Origin of the sequence: Amazonocrinis nigriterrae CENA67, from assembly GCF_016056305.1 — a bacterium.
GTDB classification, from domain to species: Bacteria; Cyanobacteriota; Cyanobacteriia; order Cyanobacteriales; family Nostocaceae; genus Amazonocrinis; species Amazonocrinis nigriterrae.
The window spans coordinates 34099-54306 of sequence record NZ_JAECZC010000004.1 but is presented as its reverse complement, the minus strand read 5'-3'; the positions used below and the strand labels follow the sequence as shown (position 1 = coordinate 54306).

The 20208-nt window shown below is 40.1% G+C and carries 14 protein-coding genes; 6 read left to right on the top strand and 8 right to left on the bottom strand.

All coding sequences use genetic code 11. The features are described 5' to 3' along the window. The 7 genes from I8748_RS03990 to I8748_RS03960 all read right to left on the bottom strand — a co-directional run. The coding region (locus I8748_RS03990; protein ID WP_198123374.1) for a TldD/PmbA family protein at positions 1-1320 on the bottom strand (1320 nt) is incomplete at its 3' end. 105 nt (positions 1321-1425) lie between these two features. Continuing rightward, complete coding sequence (locus I8748_RS03985; RefSeq protein ID WP_198123373.1) at positions 1426-3120, bottom strand: hypothetical protein; 1695 nt, start codon at positions 3118-3120, stop codon at positions 1426-1428. A 453-nt stretch (positions 3121-3573) separates the two neighbouring features. Further along, entirely contained in the window at positions 3574-6396 is a 2823-nt protein-coding gene (locus I8748_RS03980; RefSeq protein ID WP_198123372.1) for an ATP-binding protein, read from the bottom strand. 583 nt (positions 6397-6979) lie between these two features. Further along, entirely contained in the window at positions 6980-9040 is a 2061-nt protein-coding gene (locus tag I8748_RS03975; protein WP_198123371.1) for a ribonuclease catalytic domain-containing protein, read from the bottom strand. A 310-nt stretch (positions 9041-9350) separates the two neighbouring features. Then, positions 9351-9566: a 30S ribosomal protein S18 gene (gene rpsR, locus I8748_RS03970; RefSeq protein ID WP_062296148.1), complete on the bottom strand. Its 216-nt coding sequence runs from the start codon at positions 9564-9566 to the stop codon at positions 9351-9353. A gap of 2 nt (positions 9567-9568) precedes the next feature. Further along, complete coding sequence (rpmG, locus tag I8748_RS03965) at positions 9569-9763, bottom strand: 50S ribosomal protein L33 (RefSeq protein ID WP_096554383.1); 195 nt, start codon at positions 9761-9763, stop codon at positions 9569-9571. Positions 9764-9806: 43 nt separating this feature from the next. Further along, complete coding sequence (locus tag I8748_RS03960) at positions 9807-10364, bottom strand: RDD family protein (RefSeq protein ID WP_198123370.1); 558 nt, start codon at positions 10362-10364, stop codon at positions 9807-9809. Between the two features lie 176 nt (positions 10365-10540). On the opposite strand from I8748_RS03960, the gene I8748_RS34480 reads away from it, so the two are divergent. The 3 genes from I8748_RS34480 (at position 10541) to I8748_RS03950 (ending at position 12631) form a co-directional block, all read left to right on the top strand. Then, positions 10541-10699: a hypothetical protein gene (locus tag I8748_RS34480; RefSeq protein ID WP_214662415.1), complete on the top strand. Its 159-nt coding sequence runs from the start codon at positions 10541-10543 to the stop codon at positions 10697-10699. Between the two features lie 781 nt (positions 10700-11480). Beyond that, a complete protein-coding gene (locus I8748_RS03955) occupies positions 11481-12332 on the top strand; it encodes a hypothetical protein (protein WP_198123369.1) in 852 nt (283 codons plus the stop codon). A 104-nt stretch (positions 12333-12436) separates the two neighbouring features. Beyond that, complete coding sequence (locus I8748_RS03950) at positions 12437-12631, top strand: hypothetical protein (protein ID WP_198123368.1); 195 nt, start codon at positions 12437-12439, stop codon at positions 12629-12631. Between the two features lie 231 nt (positions 12632-12862). Here I8748_RS03950 and I8748_RS03945 read toward each other — a convergent pair whose 3' ends face one another. After that, positions 12863-16414 (bottom strand): WD40 domain-containing protein, encoded by a 3552-nt coding sequence (locus I8748_RS03945; RefSeq protein WP_198123367.1) that lies wholly within the window; start codon positions 16412-16414, stop codon positions 12863-12865. 749 nt (positions 16415-17163) lie between these two features. Here I8748_RS03945 and I8748_RS03940 point away from each other — a divergent pair. The 3 genes from I8748_RS03940 (at position 17164) to I8748_RS03930 (ending at position 20163) form a co-directional block, all read left to right on the top strand. Continuing rightward, positions 17164-18000, top strand: a complete 837-nt coding sequence (locus I8748_RS03940; protein ID WP_198123366.1) for an endonuclease/exonuclease/phosphatase family protein — start codon at positions 17164-17166, stop codon at positions 17998-18000. Between the two features lie 10 nt (positions 18001-18010). Beyond that, a complete protein-coding gene (gene cls, locus I8748_RS03935; protein ID WP_198123365.1) occupies positions 18011-19453 on the top strand; it encodes a cardiolipin synthase in 1443 nt (480 codons plus the stop codon). Between the two features lie 122 nt (positions 19454-19575). After that, positions 19576-20163, top strand: coding sequence for a hypothetical protein (locus tag I8748_RS03930; protein ID WP_198123364.1), 588 nt, complete (start codon positions 19576-19578; stop codon positions 20161-20163). Positions 20164-20208: the final 45 nt, after the last annotated feature.

Here is a 20208-nt window from a genome sequence, read left to right as displayed (position 1 = left end):
TCCACCTTTTCCACAACCGCCAGATTCATCCCAATAAAAATCATCACCAATTGCTTCAATATCCGCTAGGGTTTGGAAAACATTCCCTGAAAGTGTGACATCGCGCACTGGTTCAGCGATTTTACCGTTTCTAATCATCCAAGCTTCCCCAGCACTGAAGGTAAACATTTCTCCATTAGTCATGCCACCCAGCCAATTACGGGCATATACTCCTTCTTTGATATCGGTAAATAAATCTGCAACTGGGGTTTTACCTCGTTCAATCCAGGTGTTTGTCATCCGCACAATGGGCGTAAAGTGATAATTGAGACAGCGGGCGTTGCCTGTGGGTGCTTCTTCCAACTTGCCGGCAGTTTCACGAGAATGCAAACGTCCCACCAAAATACCATCTTTAATCAATTGGGTAGTGGTGGCGGGTGTACCTTCATCATCATAAAAATAACTTCCCCGATGTCCTTGAGGGGCAGCACCATCAAAAATTTGTAGTTCTTCTGGGCCAAATCGCCGTCCGATGGTCATGACTTCTAGCAGATCCGGGTTTTCGTAAGCCATATCTGCTTCAGAAAGATGTCCAAAGGCTTCGTGGACAAACAAACCTGTGAGGATGGGGTCAATAACCACAGTGTAGGTACTACCTTTTACCGATGGTAGAGATAAGGCTGCAACAGCCCTTTGTCCGGCACTTTTAACTTGTTCATCCAAATTAGTTAAGTCTTCGTAAGCTTTACGAGAACCTGTAGTTTCTCGTCCAGTTTGGATGATTTCGCCGTTTCTGGCAGTGGCTGAAAAGCGCATTTCCATATCTACCCAAGATTGTTTGATGAAAGTGCCTTCTGAGGTAGCCAGGATAACGGTTTGGGTACTGTCACCGTAACGTACTGAAGTAGTGGTAATACGACGATCAACACTTTTTAGCAGTTCAGTATAGCGATCGCACAACTGTTTTTTCTGACTCAGAGGAATTTTCCGGGGGTCAGTACCTGTTAGAGGTAGTTGGCATACTGCTTGCACTGGGTCAATGGGAGCGAGTAAAGTTTCTTCATCACCAACCATGCGTGCAGCTGCGATCGCTTCTTCAATGCGGTGTTGAATCGTCTCTAGTTGATTAAAGCTGCTTAACCCCCATCCACCTTTGTGACAAGCCCGAATATGTCCACCAATAGAAATACCTTCGCTGAGGGTTTCTACCTTGTCGCCACGCAACAAGATATCAGTCCCTTCTGCTTCTTCGAGGCGAATCATCAAATAATCGACACGGGATGAGTAGCGGGCGATGAGGTCAGAAAGTAAATTTTGTGCGTCAGCAATTGTAGTCGGCATTTTTAGGTAGTAACCATGACGAACTGCCTTTATTTTGCAATTATTTGGTCAGTATTGGGTACTGGGGATTGGGGATTGGGTACTGGGAAAACTCTTCCCCAGTCCCTAAGCCCTAATTTTGACAACACACTCTGCCTTTAACACAATAAACCTCTCTGTCTCCAAAACAGAACACCGAGATGTCACCTTTGTCAATGCAGGAACATTACCCTGTGACAAACTGCTGACAGCTTCAGCAAACGCTGGTTGAAAACTTTGCAGCCAGGTTTTTTCAGTCAAATACTCAGGTTGAAAAGCTGTGCGTTCCACCAGCCAGAAATTTACTTTATACTTTTGGATTAATTGTTTTGCTGCTGTCAAATTGTCACTATATTGAGCAACAATCAAATCACTAGTGCGTTGGCGAATTGGAGAATAATAACCGAGATGAAAAGGAAGCGCATATTCTCGACCCACTAAAATAGACCTTTGGGCAAAAGTTGGAATGTTATCAGCTTCATCAGAGAGACTAGCAATAAGACTGTCTTTAGGTTGCTGTTGCAGAAATTTGTACAGTGCTGATTCTCCAGATTGTCTGTAATCAGTTGTGGGGAAACGTCCTGAAAAATTTGGGTATAAAAGCAGGACAACGGCTAAAACTAATGTTAATGCCAGTTGCCAAACCCTGGGTTTTTGTTGATATACACGCAAAAAGTTATCCAGCATTACAGTTAACGTGATACCAGCAGCAACAGCCATCACAACTCGCAGCGAATGAATTGTATAGCGGGTAGGGAAAAACAATTTTAATAGAAAAGCATGGGCAGCAAGAAATAGAGTCAAGGATACTATGATAATTTGCGGCAATATTTTAACTTTACTATTTACCAAATTAACCAATTGCAAATGAGATGAATATCGTAGTACCAGAGGCAAGAATAATCCTAACCAAATTAGGGGAGGCATTAACGGTGGGAGAATGCCACTATGTTGACCAACCAGCCAAAACCACCAAGGATTATTGTTAAAAAAAGGATGTCGTCCTCCGGGCCAAAATTCTGGCATTCTCCAGGCTTGAGAGGCAGTGACAACTGGCCCATATTCAGAGGAAGCTAAAGCATAAGGCAACATCACTAAAAACCCTAATCCGAAAGTTGTGACCAGCCAAAAATAATTATTTCGCAATCTCATCAATAATATTCCTAAAGAAATTAATACTAGTGGCGGATATAAAAGTCCTTCTAAGATAATTATGAAACAAATGATTAGCCAAGATTCGCGCAAGAGATAGTAGAGAAAAGCTAATAGCAAAGGATATATAAAAGCTTTGGGTGTGGCAGAAACTAAATCACTTTTGAACCAAAGACTTTGATTTAGCAATAAAGAAGTAATAAATCCAGAAATTGGTACTGGAAATATTTGCAGACACAGCCAAAAACAGTAGATAGTAACAATCAACCCCAACAGGATAGGCAAAAGTTTACTCAGCAACAAAGGCTGAATGCCTAGACACGCCATCAATTTGTAAATAGCGGCAAATCCTAAAGGTGTAATCGATTGAAAATAATCTGCAATCAAATCATTCGGTAGTAACTTGGGATCGACAAACTGCTGCATCCAAAATACATATTCTCGTGCATCATCCTGAGCAACATATTCTCCTCTAAAGGCTTTTTGTAGTCCTAAAAAACCATAAAATGCTGCAAAAGCTAGACTCAAGATGAACCAAAATACAACTGATTTGTTAAAATGTTTTTCTCGATGAACAGAAGTTTCATTAATAGGAGCAGTTAAAAAACTATAGAGATGAGACAATAGCATTTAATTCGTAATTAAGGACTAATATCAATCTTCTATTAAGATGTACCTAATATTAACGTGAGTTCGATGAACCTCTCCTCAACCCCTCTCCGACGCAAAGAGGGGCTGAAGTATCAAAAAAATTAAGCTTTTAAAGCTTCTGACGCCACTTGCTACAAGGCAAAGGCAACCGCATCGTGAGGCAGCCCCCAACAGGAGCGGTTTTTGGGGTTAGGGACTTCCAATTGGTGAGCAGGGGAAGCAGGGGAACTCAGGGCCCCATGAGTGATTGCCGCGCATAGTTTCCCGACTTGAGCAGACTGCCGTGGGAACCCGCCCAATGCAGTGGTTCCTCCTTGCAGGGGAGAGGAATGGAAGCGGGGTTTTTTAGAAGTTTGTCAAAAAAGAAAAGAGCGAGTGCTTTCTAAAAATAGGTTGAGTTGCAAAACTTAACATTCTATTTTTAATTTAAAATTACAAATTTATAGCTTTTCTCACATCAACAGTAGTGGCATATTGACGCAGAGGAATCTCAATTAAAAATTCTGTTCCTTGATTTAGGCAGGAAATACAATGCAATCTCCCTTGATGTTTCTCTGTAATAATTTTATAACTAATTGATAAACCTAGCCCAGTTCCTTTACCAATGGGTTTGGTAGTGAAAAAAGGATCAAATAATTGCTTTTGCACAGTTTCTGACATACCAGTGCCATTATCAGCTATGCAAATAATTACTTGTTTATTATCTCTTAATTCGGTTTTGATCCGAATCTGAAGATTCTGAAGATTTTGCCCAGTAATAAATGCTTCTTCTAAAGTATCAATTGCATTTGCCAAAATATTCATAAATACTTGATTGAGTTGTCCAGCGTAGCATTCTACTAATGGAATATTTCCATATTCTTTGATAATTGCTATTGCTGGATATTTAGTTTTCTCCTTAAGACGATGCTCAAGAATCATTAAAGTACTGTCAATACCATCATGAATATTTACCTCTTTCATCTCTGCCTCATCTAAGCGAGAAAAGTTACGTAGAGATAGTACAATTTCTTTAATTCTTTGCGCTCCAACTTTCATTGAAGTTAGCAACTGTGGCAAATCTTGAAGTAAAAAATCAATATCAATCGCTTCTGCTTCCTCTTGAATTTCTACTACTGGATTGGGATAGTGCTGTTGATAAAGTAGTAGCAGTTTGAGTAAATCTTGGATGTATTCACTAGCAGGAGTAAGGTTGCCATAAATAAAGTTGACTGGGTTGTTAATTTCATGTGCTACTCCTGCTACTAACTGTCCTAAGCTGGACATCTTTTCACTCTGCACCAGTTGAGTAGCTAGTTGTTTAGCTTCTTCCCGTAATTTTGCCTCTGATTGTCGCAATATCTCTTCTGCTTGTTTGCGCCTTGTGATGTCGTGAAGAATAACAACATATTCTCGAAAGTCTTGATGGGGTCGATCTGAGATAGAAACTTCTAAATTTTTGATTTTTGCCTTATAAAGTATGGTATGTTCACTACGCCGTGTCCACTGTTGAGGACAGTGAGCTAATTCTGGCAACCATTTGTTGAGGTGATGGCCTAAAAGAGCAAATGGATTCACACCAAAAAAAAATTCAATCGCTGGGTTTGCTTGGCAAACTATACCTTGTTCATCTGTAACGACGATACCATCTTGGGCAACATGAAAAAGGTGTTCAGCGGCCTCTCGTGCTTCGGTGATTGCCACTACTTGAGGTAAACTTGTCCAGCAGGCGATCGTAACTCCCACAAATGCTACCGTCATCAGCAAAACAACAACTAAATTTTCAAAATTTGTAATTGCAGCTTTATTTATATACCAACCAAATAAGCAGCCAACTAAAACAGCACTACACAAGAGAAAAATTAAGATGCTCACTTGTAGCATCACTGAATCTTGAAATTGCTTTGTTCGTCGTGATTGATAAAGTTTTAACCACCAACTAGAACGGAAAATAGGAAGGCGAATGCGGCGAACTAACGCATCAATTGCTAATACACCAAACGGAACTAATAATCCAATCAGAGAATCTTGCCAGCCCCAAGCATAGCTTCCTGCTAATAAGATTAATATCTCCAACAAAAAGATACCTAAAGTCAGTTTTGGAAGCACTACATCGAACTTAGCTCGCTGTTGCCATAAACCTAAATGCAATAGCATTATTGATATAAACCAAGCTGCATTTGTAGCGGCAATAATGTGAGCTACATTACCCCAAATAAAATAAATTAGTCCCAAAATTAGGCTTAGAGTCAGAGACGAACCAAAGACACCACGAGGTGAGACTACAGAAAATACTGGTGCTAAGTGTTCATCAACAGCTAACTGATAGATGATCCGAGGACAGTTAGAAACTGTTGTGGCTGAACCTAACAAACAAGAACCAGCTAGTAAGAAAGTAACGATCGCCGGAGCAAAATTTCCCCAAAATGGTGTAGAAGCGGCAACAAAATTCAAAAAAGCATTATCTTCTAAATCTGGGGCTGTTGCTAAACGCATAATTACCCAAGAACCACCCATTAACACAGGCAACATTAACCAAGCTGCAATATCTAAAAACCTCAAAGTTTTATCAGGTTCACGGCTATCAGCAACAAAGGATGAGGCCGTTTCACAACTGTAGGCTGTATAGCTAGCGAAATAAAACCATTTTGCCCAATCAACAAAGCTCAAAGATGACCACTCATTAGGAAAAAAGCCAGGACTATTACTAGAAAACGCTAAAAATCCTAGACCTTGTAGACAAAAAGTAAGTAACAAGACGCAGGCAGGAATCGCAAAAAATAAATGTAGAATGCTTAATGCACGTGTGCCACTGAAGGCAACAACAAAGGGCAATAATATAAAGGTAATCCTCAGAATTGCTTCTGGGAAGCTAATACCTAATGCTTCAAAATTTACTTTGATAAGATCTGTCAATACAACAGCGTTTACTGAGAGGAAAGAAAGCCAACCCAAGAGATATCCTATTGCTGCATAGCGTGCAATTATTGGGTATCGCTGCCACAGTTTAGTTGTATAGTTAGGCGTTCCTCCAGCTACATCAAATAAACTTTTACCTAAATGCTTTATCTGATAATTTAGTAGCATCCCAAGAATCACAGCAGGAATCCAAACAAAAATAGCTTGTGTTCCCAAAGCCGCATGAACAGCCGGCACTACTGATGTCCAAGCAAGATGGGATGTCAACCCAAAAGCCCAAGTCTCCCAAGAACTCAAGCTACGTGGCAAACCACGGAATGACGGTCGATGCAGCACGGCATTATCGGAATGGAACATAGATAATTACTCTAAGTAAGAACTTTATCTCAACCTCACTAACTAGAGTTCCCATTCTGGAGATGTAATCAACATCAGACGAACAGTATCAGATTGAATATTTGCCCAATTATAGGGTAAAGTTTCTATTAAATTAATACTGATATAGTAGAAGCATAATTTATTTATTTTAAGTAACTTAGTTAAGTAATGTACTCATTTAATTACTCAATATTTATTTTTTCAAATGCTTGCTACAAAAGTATTCTCAGAATTTCTCAATATAGTCACGCTAAACGTTAGGGCTAATACTTGACACTCCCACCACAGTCTTTTTTCAATTTAACTTAAGCTAAAAAAACTCAAACCTTCTCTGGGCATAGATTATGACAGCTAAAATCGCAAAAAATCAGTAATTGTCTGTATAATCGGTGACTTCTATTGGCAATATATCTATCGCTAAAGGGCTATTTATGCGTCGAACTCACGTCACGTTAAATCATTCGTTAACAGAAAGATTCCCGACTGATTGGAGAAGTTGGGAATCTTAGCCGATTTTCATAAAATAAATAAGATTGCTATGGTTAAATCCAGGACAGAAGACTTAATTCGTAGCTGTTTGGGCTTCTTGATATATTATTTCTTGGAATTGAATAGAATCTTTTTGCGGATCGGCGTGGCTAACTTTTACTAATATTTGTTCACCTAATCTCACCGTGCGTCTAAAGGACATGGGTAACTGCAAGCCCAAATCTTCTAATAGAATCAATGCTAAATTGCTGTCTTCTCGCAGCCACATTAAAACTGTTACATGCCAAACTTGCTCTGGATGACGGCGTAAATACTCTAATGCCCAATATCTATTAGTTTGCCGTTCTACCATCGTCACTTCTTGGGTGGTACTTGTGACGGTCATCATTACTTCTTTGAGTTGTTCTGCGGAAAAAGGCAGAACTTCACCCCGCAGGTGGGCTTTCAGTTGAAAGTGGGTGAGTAAATCACTGTAGCGACGGATGGGAGAAGTTGCTTGAGTGTAGGTATCTAATCCTAAACCAGCATGACGTACAGGCGTGATGCTCATTTCACTCTTAGGCATACAGCGACGCATGGCACAGGCACGTACGAATCCGGCTGGTAACAGAAGCAATTCTTCTTCTGGGGGTAATTCTGGCTGCGGCTGACCCCGAAAAGGCAAAGGTATGTTATTAACTTGACCATAACGAGCAGCGACTTCACCGGCAAGAATCATCATTTCTGCGACCAGTTGTCGCGACGGAGAATCATCTAAAATGTCGATGCTGATATCGTCGCCTTTGACTTTGATCATCGCCTCTGGCATGTTGATGCTGATTGCGCCTTGGTTGTAGCGCCAAGATTTCCGCCTTTGTGCCCAATTAGCGATCGCTTCTATTTCTGGTTCTGCTTGTACTCCTAATTCCAGCATCTCATCTACATCTTCGTAGGTGAGGCGATAGGTGGGTTTGATGAAGCTGGTACGAATGCAGTAATCTTCTACTGCCCCAGTTGTATTTAAAATAACTCCAAAACTGAGGGCACAACAAATTTGTCCCTGCACCAAACTCATGGGCCCAGTTGCCAGTACTTCCGGGAACATGGGAATCATACCCGTAGGTAAATAAACTGTACTTCCCCGCTTTCTGGCTTCAAGATCTAAATCATCTTCTGGTATTAACCAGCGAGTCGGATCGGCGATGTGTACCCAAAGCTGCTCCCGTCCATCCGGGAGTAATTCCCAGCTAAGACCATCGTCTATCTCAGTGGTGCTTTCATCATCAATTGTATAGACTTTCAGATGAGTCAAATCGAGGCGATTTGCATCTAAGTCAGTTGGAGGGAAATCCAAACGCTGTTGCGCCACTTCTACTACCTTGCTAGGAAACTGAACTGGAATTGAAGCACGACGCAGGAACAAGTTCTCGTGAGCATTCCACCAACCCAAGTCTATCAATAATTGAAAAGCTCCTTGGGGGGTTGCGGCACGCCCCAGCATAGTCATAGTTTCTAAGACTGGGGCACTAGGAGGATAGGCACGAGCTAGAGATTCATAGTTTAGCCCTACCCGTACAATATCTGCCAGTAAAGTCGCGTATTTTTCTAGCCCTTCCAAACGCTGGCGATCGTGGCGCTGCCATTCTACTGTTTCACCAGTGAGCGCTTGCTCTACGCGAGCTAAAAATTCTTGTTGTCCTTTAGCTTTGAGGGTTTCTACTTCTATTTGGTGCTTACGTTCTGCCACTTGAGCTGCTGTTCGCGGTTCGTAAGCGTCTCCTTTTTGCTTGAAATAGAGTTTGTCGTCTGATAACAAGCAATGGGCGGCATAACTTGGCGCTGGGTCTGATTGAGAAAACAGCAGATTTGCCATTTCAGCAGGTGTGACTGTTTGGGCGTCTTCCACCAGTAATTCCCATGCTACCTCTAAGCTTGATGGATCTAGATAAGGCTTGACCTGCTCTAAAAAGCTGGTGATCTCAGAGGGCTTGTAGGCTTGCCCCGCCACTGTATAAGTAATTTGTCTAGGCGCGAGGCTGTGGGATTGACCGCGTTCGTCTACCACAAACCAGCGGGTTTTACCGTCTGGACGATCTACCACACCCAGACGGCGATCGCCTTGAACCCTAAATTCAACTAGCGTCCCCTTCTCCACAACTCTCGCACTCTAGTAATTTTAGATTTTAGATTTGGGAGCCAGTCGCACAGGAAGGGTTTCCTGGCTTGATGAGCCACTGCGCCCTTGGGGATTCTCCCCAAGTCCCGCAAGTGGCGTTGAACTGGCGTGATTTTGGATTCTAATGAACTGGTATGAAATCCTGAATCCAAAAATTTTTCTTTAGTAACCAATTTTACACTTTATCACTCAGATTTGAGATTTTGGACTCATAAAAACAAAGCCAATGTCATTTAAACACAGCTTCTTCAGATAATCCAAAATCTAAAATCCTAAATCTAAAATTGATTTAGCCTTCCGCATTGATAAAGGGCAATAAAGCTACAATTCGTGCCCGCTTAATTGCTAGTGTCAAGTCTCGCTGTTGCTGACATGTCAGCCCCGTAATCCGACGTGGTAGTATCTTACCCCGCTCGGTGATAAACTTACGCAACAAGTCAACATCTTTATAATCGATTGGCTCTCCAGGCTTGATTGGAGACAGGCGACGACGGTAATAGCTCATCTTTACTTGATTTCCTTGTGAACGGTATGTTTGTTGCAGTGGGTACAGAACTTTTTCAGTTCTAGCCGATTCGTAGTGTTGCGACGATTCTTAGTGCTGGTATACCGTGAAACACCAGGGGATCGCTTGTCTGGATTCGTACGACACTCGGTACATTCTAGTGTCACTATTATGCGGACACCTTTACTTTTAGCCATAATCTTACAAACGCTAAAGCCTGAGGAGAATTAACACAAATGACTATCTTCTCACATTTCGCCGTACTTTTTCAACTAATCGCTTGACTTTTAGATCCAGCGAGTAGCCACGACGCGACGAAACTATGAAAGTTCCAGCATAGCGGTCATGCAAAGCTTGCCGCAACTGAGTATCGGATAAAGCGTTACCACAGTCAATTGCCAGAGGAAGTAATAGCAGTATAGCAGTGGGATTGGCACGGATGTTGTTTAGGGCAATTGAAACCAAAAGAGCGCCAAAGCAAACTATGGCTTCTCGTTTTAGCAGTGCCTGCAATTCTGGAATCCTGCTCACTACTTGGCCGTCCTCGACTTCGAGGATCTTCAAATCGAACGCCCAACGCCCTAAGCTTTGCCCTTGATTGTTGTAGACCACTAGCACCCGCAAAACCAGCCAACCTATGACAAAAATGAGGATTTGAGCAAATTGAATACCGATACTATTGCTTCCCAATAGAGAACTGACTAACCAGACACCGAGGAAATCAAGCCCTAATGCCATGCCTCGCCGCCAAATCTCAGCTTTGGGATAGTGTTTTTGGGGAACTCGTTCGATAGTCATAATCCTTTGTGAGGGTCAACAGGCTAGAGGAGGTGGGGGAAGTCAGGGAGCTGGGGATCTGGGGAGCTTTGAAGGGCAGGTTTTTAGGCTTTCGATAAATAGTTGAGAATGTTCTCAATTATTGAACGTAGTTTTAAGTTCTTAGACAATGATTTTGGTTTTAAAATCCCAAAAATTTGTCTAATCAAAAAAAACCTGCCCCAGAAAGACCCCCGTGGGCGGGTCTCCCGACAGCCAAAGGGAGTGGCGTGAAACCCCAAGACCGCACTGCCTCACCAAGACGGGGGCTGCCTCACCGCGTTGCCGACGCTCCTACGTCGCTACCGCTACGCTAACACCACGGCACTGGCTCCCCAATGCCCAATGCCCAATGCCCCATTTAATTGATGTAGGCAGTGTATTGAATTCAGATGCAACGCTATATTGCCCATGATAACTTGTGGGGTTGAGGCGATCGCTTCAGTGCCCAGTACATAGAACTATTAAATTAAATTTATACGATATAAATTATACAACTCTGCAAATTTGCTGTAGGGTACTGACAGTATTTATAGTAATTCTATTTTCGCAAAATTAGCTCAATGCGGTAATGACAGGATCTTAACACTGTGAACGCGGTTTAATTGTAGTGCTAATAAATGTTTTTCTCTAATTTACTTAGTGCAAAACTACCTTAAGTAAAGTTTACAACTAAACACATGAAATATTGATTTTATTCTTGATGTCGTCTGACTTTATACTTCTTTCTTTGTATAGAGATTTGTCTATTCAGAAATTAGATAATTATATTGATAGTATTTGAAATTTCAACTAGAGTTAAGATGTATCATCTGCTAAGAAATATTAAGAAATGCGGTATTAGTAAATTAGCTTTATTACTTTATGTTTTTTTATGCTTAAAGACTCGTTGTTATGTTAAGATTATGACCAAGTAAAAGTTTTTGTTAATGTGTGTCTCAATTAACTGATTAAAACACTGATTTGAAGGCTAGAAAGTTCAATACAGCATAAAAAGTGAGATATTTATAATCTATCTCACAGAAGACTTCTGTGCCTAATTTTTAGAAGCAGAAGCGGTTGTCAAGATGATGGAAATACGCGGGTGCAAAATCAACCATGCATAATAACTTTCTAATTGCTACTGAATCAGCATGTATTGTGCTTGGCAAAGAAGTGGTAGATGCTGCTAACAGCACTGGGATGTATCAAACTGGCCTGAGTGAAAACAGTGATTCCTTGGGCGAAAAAGTAATTGATGCTGCTACCTTAACTAAAATCCGAAAATTTTTAGATCAGGCAATAGTACATGCCTGGCACGCAGTTAAGTCGGAACGCAGACCACCCAATCTAACTGCTACACGTTGGGTATGGCGGCTTGCAGGTGCTTACCATTCAAGTCGTCATACTTCTCCACTAATGGAAAAAGCTGCTCAAGGCTTTAGTGCATTGGGTCGTTGGAATTTGGCACAGTGGGCTGCACAGAAAGCAAGAGAAGAGGCAGGCCATGACCGACTCGCCCTGCTCGATATTCAAGCGATGGGATATGACGCTCTTGCTGTAGTGCAAGCTCTTGTACCAACAAGTATGCAGGATTACATTGATTTCTTTACTCAAATTGTGCAGAGAACGAATCCAATTGATTGTGTTGGTCTTTGTTATGCAAGTGAGCGTTTAGGGACATTTATAGGTGAGGAGTACATTCAACGTGTGGAGGCTTTGTTGCCACCAGGTATCCAAGCTACACGCTGGCTAAGGGTACACAGTAATGTTGGCTCAGAAGTCAAGCATGTAGACGATATTCTTGAAATTGTTGCACAGCTTAGTCCCGAAGAGCATAGCCGCATAGCGAAAGCTTGTTATGAAACGGCAGTATTACGCTTTAGCCCACCCAAGGAAGACTACATTTCAGACGAGGAACTACAGCATATATTGAAATCTCTAGAGCGACCTACAAATCTGCTAGTCTAATCTGTTTGTTAGGTGTTAATAAAAGAAACAGAACTATTTAAGCAGTTTATATAAAGCAATATATAGCTGTATTTCAAAGAAACAACTTCAAGGAGAATAAAACGATGACTACATTCACAGTTTCTATCGAGCAACAGTCTTTACAACAACTGACCAACAACTCCCTCAAAACTAGTTTTGATATGTTGGAAAATAGTTTTGATGTATTGAATGATATCGAAACTGATGATTTGGAAAGTATAATGACCGCTGAATTCGCACAAGGAATGCCTAACGACACTGAAATTGCTTCTTTTTAAATTCAGCCGAACTGTTAGTTTATTACTTTAACTCTAAACCGACGATACCATGAGTATCTTGTCGCTGTAATATCGTAAGGCAAACCAGCTGAAAAACTGGTTTGCTGACTAATCTAATAGCTCAATATGTGGAGATTCACACTAACTGAGCAAAGGCAGTTTATTTTTCATGGGTCTGATGTTTTGGACAAGGTTGATGGTGAGGTGAACTGAGAAGTACTTGAATCTCAACTACTCTAATGTCACTGCTTGCGGAGGCTGTTTTTCGGTAGCAACTGCCCCCAAAACATTCAGTGTAGCAATAGTAGCTGTAGTTAAACCTGTAACTCCTATGATATTCATGTCCTTGTACGGTTTCTCAGCTTTCAAAATTTTTAAGCACTCACCTGTTGTTATACTCCACAGTCTAATTGTCTCATCATCACCACTACTAGCAAGAAATTGGTTATCAGGACTAAAGACGACTGACCAAATTCCACCTGTGTGTCCTTGCAAAGATCTGAGGCATTCCCCTGTATCGACATTCCATAACTTGACTGTATAATCATGACTTCCAGTTGCTATTGCCAAGCTATCTGGACTAAAGGCAACTGATTTTAACCAAGCTGTGTTTACCTGCAAAATTTTAAGGCATTCATCTGTTTTGACGCTCCATAACCTTAATGTTCCATCTGGACTAGTACTTGCCAGCATTTCACCATCAGGGCTAAAGGCCACAGACCAAACCCAAGTTGTAAGTCCCTTTAATGTTGTCTTGCACTTACCAACGCTAACGTCCCACAATTTGATTGTCTGATCTAAAGAGCCACTTGCTAGCATTTGCCCATCTGGACTAAAGGCAACTGACCAAACCGCAGCCTGATGTCCCTCAAACATTTTTAAGTTTTGACCCGTCTTGATGTTCCACAACCTCACTGTATGATCATCACTACCACTGGCTAGTGTTTGGCCGTCAGGACAAAAAGCAACTGACCAAATCGCAGCACGATGTCCCTGAAACGTTTTCAGGCATTGTCCTGTACTGACCTCCCATAACTTTATTGTCTGGTCATGACTACCGCTTGCCAGTTTCTGTCCGTCAGCACTGAAGCTAATCGATTGAACAGCAGCGCGATGTCCTTGGAATGTTTTCAGGCATTGACCTGTCTTAACATCCCACAATCTCACCGACGAATCATGACTGCCGCTTGCTAGCATACGTCCATCTGGACTAAAAGCAATTGATAGAACCTGATTTGTATATCCTTGTAATGTTTTTAGACATTGACCAGTGCTGGTACTCCACAATCTCACTGTTTGGTCATAACTGCCACTAGCTAGGAAATCACCTTTGGCGCTAAAGGCGACAGAAAATATCCAACTAGAATGCCCATGGAAGGTTTTGAGGCATTCACCAGTACTAACATCCCATAACTTTACTGTTTGGTCAAAACTGCCACTAGCTAGGAGATCGCCCTTTGGACTAAAGGCAACTGAATATACTTCATTACAATGTCCCTTAAGAGTTTTAAGGCATTCACCAGTATTAATATCCCATAAATTTACCGTTTGGTCTTCACTACCACTGGCTAATATTTCACCATTAGGACTGACAGTAATGGAACGTATTCCATCACGGTGTCCTTGAAAAATTTTAAGACATTGACCAGTGTCAATATTCCACAATCTTATTGTCTGGTCTTCACTCCCACTTATGAGAATTTGTCCATCTAAACTGAATATAACTGAGCATACCCAACTAGTGTGTCCCTGAAAGGTTCTGATACATTCACCAATGCGGACACTCCATAATTTTATTGTGTTGTCGTCACTAGCACTAGCTAGTCTGTCACCATCAGGACTAAAGGCTACAGACCAAACCTCGTTATTGTGCCCTTGTAAAGTTTGTAGGCATTGACCTGTATTAACATCCCAAAGCTTCACAGCATAGTCAGTAGTACTGCTAGCAAGCATACTATCATTAGGACTAAAGGCTAGTGATACAACCCAGTTAGTATGTCCCTTACAGGTTAGAAGCTGTTTCCAATCCGAAACTTGGTACAAGCGAATCTCACCATTGGTATCACCTATAGCCAAAAGTTTGCCATCATGACTGAAGGCTACAGATAAAACACTACCAAAAGTTTCAGCAAAAACAGACTTAGCTAAATTGGCGTTTTGGAAATTTACATTGTGTAGTTTTACATTCTGCAAGTCTGCTTGCCAAACAGTTAAATTAGAAAAATCATAGTCCTTTAAATCAATCTGAAGTTGACATAGCAAATTCAGAATATTTCCAACTGTATACCCTGGTTCTAACGGAGATTCTTCTCTTAGCCTTGCTAGAATTTTAGTTAATTGCTTTTCAACGCCTCTTTTACTTTTTAAGACAGTAAGTAGCCCATCTATTACTGGCCGGAGAACAAGGCGAATTTGAGCTTCTCTAATATAGTCTTTAGCAGTTGCTTTCATTAAAGCATGGGAATTAAAAAGCTCAATATCAGCAGTGACAACCTCTTCACAAATTTGCTCTATAAATACCTGAGATACATACTCTATAACTACAGGTTGTAAGGTGAAAGTTGCTGTACTTTTCTCTATTAGCGATCGCCGCACTAAAGATTCTAGAGACTCAAGTAATTTTTGAGTTGACCTTGGTAATATGATGTCTTGTCGCAACTCTGCTAAAGTAACTGGTTCCTGGTTAATTGCTAGCCAATAAATTATTTCTTTCTCTAAATGTGACAAACGCTCAAACTGTTGATCTAAAATATCGCGGATGTCTCCAAATACAGATGTACTTTCTTGCAAAAATTGAGTCACATTACCATCAAATATATCTTGAATAGTTGTGCCAACTATTTTCAACGCTAATGGATTACCTGCATAAAGTTCAATTAGTAATTTCCATTCATCCTCTGCCGCAGTTATCCCTTTAATTCTCAATATTTCCCGTGCTTCCTGCACCTTCAGACCACTGAGTGGTAATGAGCGAACAGATGCTTCTTTTCCTTCAAGTAATGCTATCTCTTTAGTTTTTTCTCGACTAGTTAATATAATGCAACTAGTGTGAGATGCTTCTCCTAACTGTTTGAAAAGCTCACCATATCCTTCATATCCTTCTCCATATTGTCCGGCCCGACTACCACCGCGGAGAACTGATTCTACATTATCAAGTAACACTAGACAACGAGAATTTTGTAAGTAATATATTAATCGTGATATTCTCTCAGATAAGTTCTCTGATAAATTGCTTTCTATTTCCTGCTCATCAGATAGAACCTGGATCAGATTAGCAATAATAGTTTTAACAGGTGGAGCTTCTCGTAGCGATCGCCAGATTACATATTCAAAGTCTTCTTGAATTTGTTGAGCAAGTTTCACAGACAATGCTGTTTTACCAATACCACCCATTCCTAATAATGCCACTACTTGGCAACGGTCATTCAAAATCCATTGCTCTAAAGTACTCAGTTCGTCTTTACGTCCATAAAAAACTGGACTAGGGGTAGCATTTCCCCAGTCAATACGAGTAGTTGAGTTTAAATAATCAGTTTTATCTAATTCTGAGTTCAAAACTAAAAATAGCTTTTCGAGAGTTTTTTTATCAACTCCTCCTTCACGATTTAAAACTTTAGAAATGGTACTGGAATATAATCCTGTGAGTGTACTCATCTCTTCCAGTGTGTAGCTATTTCCATAATTTTCATTTGCTTCTGACATCCGCTTTGCTTCTTGAAGTTTTTGTAAACCTCTAGCAGTAAGTAAAACACCACGTTTACGTTTCAAATTTTTAGAATTCATGTATTATAAATTTAGTAAAAATAACCTAATTTTGACGCTCGTTAACCTGGTATATAAACAAATACTGAGTTTTAATCAACAAACCGTGTATTTTTAGTCTAATTGTATTTATTGTAGCCAAAACACTCTCCTTTATCTCTAATACTTATTGCATTCATAGCTCAGTCGTCCCTATTTATACATCCTTATTTACCTAATAAAAAATAGAGTTCAATGATGTAAATAAAAGATAATGAAAAATTTGTCAACAGAAATGTCCAAAATAATCTCAAATTCTAGAAATCATCTTTAATTTGAACTTTACCCACCCCATATCCTTGAATAACTTAAAAAAGTTTTTCGCGGAATGGCTTGATCGGTGCTGAGCCGAACCAACTAGGAATGTAAATGCTAGATGTTTGCTTGCGAACACGCCTAGAGGAGTACCTAGGTGCGATCGCTCACTCTATTTAATTTACAGCCTTCTGTGCTGGCTGGGAATTATACAGGGCTACAGGTTTTCAGATCACTTGCTATATTCCATGCCTAGCAGGAATTTGATAAAAATAGTAAATTTGTTTTGCATAGTAAAAGTCTAGTTTTATGTCAAGCTATTATCGGCCGTAAACTTTTCATATCCAGCTAATACTGTAAGTGGGGAATGAGGAATGCAGGAGATGAGGAAGATGACTGTTAACTGCTAACTCCTCCCTTCCGCCTTCTAATTATCTAATAGCGTTAAGCTAGAAAAAACTAGATAACTATTAGTAATGCCTAATATTAAACAACACGTAGATACTTTCGCCAAAAAATTTGTTCCATCCTACCGATTCCTTAGCTCACAAGAATCTACAATTGATAGCAGCTATTTGCTTCAAAGAGAATTAAATAGTAACTCAATTAAAGTACTTAACTGGAATATTGCTAAAAATAATTATAATCAGATTTGGTTAAAAGATTTTTTAACCATTGTAGAAGAATACCAACCACATCTCATATTTTTACAAGAATTTCGTTTAAAATTAGGAAGAGATAAATTAGGAGAATGGATAGGAATGAATTGGAGTTTTGCCCCTAATTTTCTGGACGTACATCATCAGAGTTATTCAGGAATATTCACAGCATCTACAATCAGTCCGTTGACTAAAAAAGTTTTAAGAACTAGGCATCATGAACCTATTATTAAAACTCCTAAAATTTCTCTGATCACTGAATATGCGCTATCTAATCATCAAACAACTCTTTTAGCAATCAATAGCCATTTAATTAATTTTGTAGATTTAAATAAATTTGAACTACAGTTACATGAATTAGAATTGGCGTTATCTGCACATCATGGCCCCCTGATATTTTCAGGAGACTTTAATACTTGGAACCGAAAAAGAGCAGTTATTTTGGATCAAGTAGTAACTCGACTGGGGTTAATACCAGTTACTTTTGCACCCCATGAAAGCCGCAAAATTAAACGGTTCCTATTGTCATCCCCCCTAGATAGGATATTTTACCGAAAATTGAGTGAAAACAAAGCCAGTGCTAAAGTACTAGACCAAATTTGCTCATCCGATCACAAACCATTACTGGCAGAATTTTCTTATATGGATACCTGAAAAAATTAACATGCTTGTAGATAGTGGAATTTTAGCTATTTTTAGCACAGCTACAGTTATTGTTCATGCCTTGGGAATTGTACATGCGGCTCATGCAGTGATGAATGTGCGTTCTTCCCAAGGAGCGATCGCTTGGAGTATATCTCTAGTGACTTTTCCTTGGCTAGCTATTCCCTTGTATTGGATTTTAGGAAGGACTAGATTTCATGGATATGCTGAAACCCTGCGCTCAGTTTATGCACAACACTACAAACTCGCTCGCCATACTTACCATGAACTAGCTGAATTTAAAGTTGCACCACCAGATAAATTGGCCCAGCTGCAACCACTGGCTGAGGCTTTTACAGGCATTCCTTTCACCTGTGGTCATGCTGCTGAATTACTAATTGATGGTCAGCAGACTTATGAAGCGATGTTGAGCGCGATCGCATCGGCAAGAGATTATATTTTGTTGCAATCTTATACTATTAATGATGACCAGATAGGCAACAAGTTTAAAGAAGCGTTGATTGCTAGAGCTAAGGAAGGAATCAGAATCTACTTTCTCTACGATGAAATTGGTTCAAAAAAACTATCCCGCTCATATATCAAATCTCTACAACAATATGGAATTAAAGTTAGTGCATTCAACACCACTAAAGGTAAAGGTAATCGTTTCCAACTCAATTTCCGCAACCATCGCAAAATTATTGTGGTGGATGGTGAAATAGCATTTTTAGGTGGTCTGAATATTGGCGATGAATACTTAGGAAAAAATCGCCGCTTGAGTCCTTGGCGCGACACCCATATGATACTCCAAGGGCCCACAGTCAAAACCCTACAAAACTCATTTATACAAGATTGGTATTGGGCAACTCGCAAAGTTATTGAAGTGAACTGGCAAGTCAAACCTAATCAAGAAATTAACCAAACCGCATTAGTACTTCCTACAGGCCCCGCAGATCAGCTACCAGCTTGTAGGCTTTTTTTCGTCAATGTGATTAATCAAGCTCAGACTCTCCTCTGGATTGCCAGTCCTTACTTTGTCCCAGACGAATCAACACTATCGGCTTTAAAACTGGCTGCAATGCGGGGTGTAGATGTGCGAATTATCCTACCAAACCGACCCGACCACTTACTTGTTTATCTATGTTCTTTTTCTTACTATACTGAAATGGAGGCAATTGGTATCAAGCTATATCGTTACAAAAATGGGTTCATGCACCAGAAAATCATACTCATCGATCAGGATATGGCAGGGGTAGGAACTGTTAACTTAGATAATCGCTCTTTCACCCTCAACTTTGAAGTAATGGGCTTTGTTGCTGAGCCTGGCTTTGTCCAAAGTGTAAAAAAAATGTTAAAGGCTGATTTAGCTGCTTGTGTTGCCGTTGATTTATCTGAATACCATAGAAAACCTTTTTGGTTCAAGTTAGCCGTGAGAGTTTCTCGCCTACTGACTCCTTTACTTTAAATTAATACCAATACTTGTTAAAATATTAACATATGCTTATACGCAAAGTAGTATCCTAACTCCAAATGGGATATTACAAATAAAAGTAAAACCAAATTTTAGCCTCGAAAAGGATTAAAGTTATGAACCCGCCTGAAGAATATATCAATAGTAATTCGGGAGAACTAGCGAAAGGGGGGGCAAATCAATTTAGTAATAATAGTATTAGTGAAAGTAGCAACTTAGATAAAGTTAGAGACCTACTTTTTGGAAATCAGATCCGGGAGGTAGACAAAAGGTTTGTACGCTTAGAAGAACGGCTAGTAAAAGAATTGACTAACATCCGAGATGAGACAAGAAAACGTTTAGATAATTTAGAGAATTACATCAAAAAAGAAGTTGATTCTTTAGCGGAACGGCTAAAAAATGAACAAATAGAACGTGGCAATGCTGTGCAAGCATTGGGTGAAGAACAAAGAAATATAAGCATAACTTTAGACAAAAAATTTGCCCAATTAGAAGAACAAACAACTAATAGCCAGCGGAATTTACACGATCAGATTCTCAACCAATCTAAAAGCCTACAAGATGATATTCAGCAAAAATATGAGGAAATATTAGCTTTGCTGGAACGGGAAGCTGAAGAGCTGCGTAGGGACAAAATAGATCGTTCTAAGCTAGCAGCTCTATTTACAGACCTAGCTATTCGTCTGAATGGGGAAAATAGTTAGTAGTCAGTTGTCAGTTGTCATTTGTCAGTAGTTATTCTCTTAGTT